Here is a 1,930-nt window from a genome sequence, read left to right on the forward strand (position 1 = left end):
GCGTTTTTTATGTCTGCTTTCTTTTGAAAATTCTGTTTCGAGGAATTGTTTGACTATATCTTTTGCTAATCCACTGGCAGTAAATCTTGCACCAAGACACAATACATTTGCATTGCCATGTTCGCGGGCTAGTTTCGTGATCTCAACACTATTACATAAGACGGCGTGGATCCCTTCAAAGCGATCAAAACGATACTCATACCTAGACCTGTGCCACAGATTAATATCCCATAATTTGCTTTTTTGTTTATTATATCTTCTGCAATTTTAACAGCATAGTCTGGATAATCTACGCACTTTTGCTCAGCAGTACAGCCACGGTCTAGTACTTTGTAACCCAGAGTTTCCAGGTAAGACTTTATTTCTGATTTTAATTCATAACCAGCATGGTCTGAAGCAATTGATATTATATCTGACATATAAGAAATTGATCTTGCACCACTTAAAGACATCTAATATGGGTAATTCATTTTAAGCTTTCTGTCAAGCCGCCCAATGCTTCTAATCTTTTTGAAACTCTGAAGCTTAAAATAAATTTTGAGCTAGATGTGCATAAATTCTGTATAATTTTTGTCCTGCTACTACTAATTCAATAAGATGGATTATATAGATATTATAAAATCAAGATTATTATTATCCGATATAGTAGGCAAGAAAGTCAGTCTAACAAAAAGAGGAGATAGTTTTGTTGGATTCTGTCCATTTCATAACGAAAAAACACCGTCTTTTTTGGCGAGTAATATTAAAGGATCGTATCACTGCTTTGGTTGTTCGGCTCATGGTGATGTGTTCAATTTCATTTCACAAACTGAGGGGCTGAGTTTTAAAGAAGCACTGGAAAGGCTGGCATCAGTTGTAGGCGTTGAGTTACCTAAAAACCTTAATTTAGCTAAAGAAAACGGCGAACTGTTTCCGACGCTGAGTTTAGCTGCAAGTTGGTTTGTACAAAAAAATCAAGGTGTTATAGCTTATCTAAAGCAGCGCAAGATTTCACCTAAAATCATAGATAAATTTAAGGTAGGTTATGCGCCAAGTTCTGGTTTGAAAGTATATTTAAACTCCTTGGGTATTGAGGACGAAATTCTAATTAATGTTGGATTGATAAATAAAAATTCTCGTGATTATTTTTGTAATCGGCTGATATTCCCTATATATAACATTGCAGGAAAAGTTATTGGTTTTGGCGGACGCGCGCTGAGTTCTAAGCAACAGCCAAAATATTTAAACAGCCCAGAAAGTCAACTATTCAAGAAAAGGGAAAACTTATACAGGTTAAACTTCGCTTTAAGTGAAATACGCAAAAAACAGCATGTATTTGTTGTTGAGGGGTATATGGATGTGATAGCACTGCATCAAACGGGAATTAGCAATATAGTTGCTCCACTGGGTACCGCAATTTCTGCAAAACAAATAAAAAAATCTATGGAAATTTGCTAAAGAAATCTCTATCTGTATGGATGGTGATAGTGCTGGACGTAATGCTGCAATTAGAGTTGCGAAACTTGTTCTACCAATATTAGAGCCTGGATACACGTTAAAGTTTGTGACTTTGCCAACCGATAAAGACCCATACGATGTATGTAATGAGCTGGAACATAAGAAAGAAACCGTACTCTCTGCGCTTGACCATTCAACAAAACTTCATTTTGAATATTTATGGCATTACATAATTGGTAGCAATTTGCCAAACTATGAGGAACTTGCCCAGGAAAAATATTCAATTCTTGAGCACAAGTTCATGGAATATGTCAATACTATCGGTAACAGCAGTATTAGAAGGTATTATAGAGATTACTTTTACGATAAAGCTAGTGAGCTAAGAAATAGCTTCAAAAAGCAGGTTTTTAATAATAGAGCAAAAGCAACAAAAAGTGAATATCTTTACAACAAATCTCCAGAGCTAATTGAAGCAGAACAAAATCAGGCCATA

Annotated in this window: 2 pseudogenes; one reads left to right on the plus strand and one right to left on the minus strand. The window is 35.4% G+C overall.

The window, feature by feature from the left end:
• A pseudogene (rpiB, locus tag CCY16_RS03390) lies at positions 1-419 on the minus strand (ribose 5-phosphate isomerase B); the annotation flags it as partial.
• Between the two features lie 178 nt (positions 420-597).
• Between rpiB and dnaG the strand changes: the two are divergent.
• Positions 598-1,930, plus strand: a pseudogene (gene dnaG / locus CCY16_RS06830) (DNA primase); the annotation flags it as partial.

Source organism: Wolbachia endosymbiont of Wuchereria bancrofti, assembly GCF_002204235.2.
In the GTDB taxonomy this organism is placed as follows: domain Bacteria; phylum Pseudomonadota; class Alphaproteobacteria; order Rickettsiales; family Anaplasmataceae; genus Wolbachia.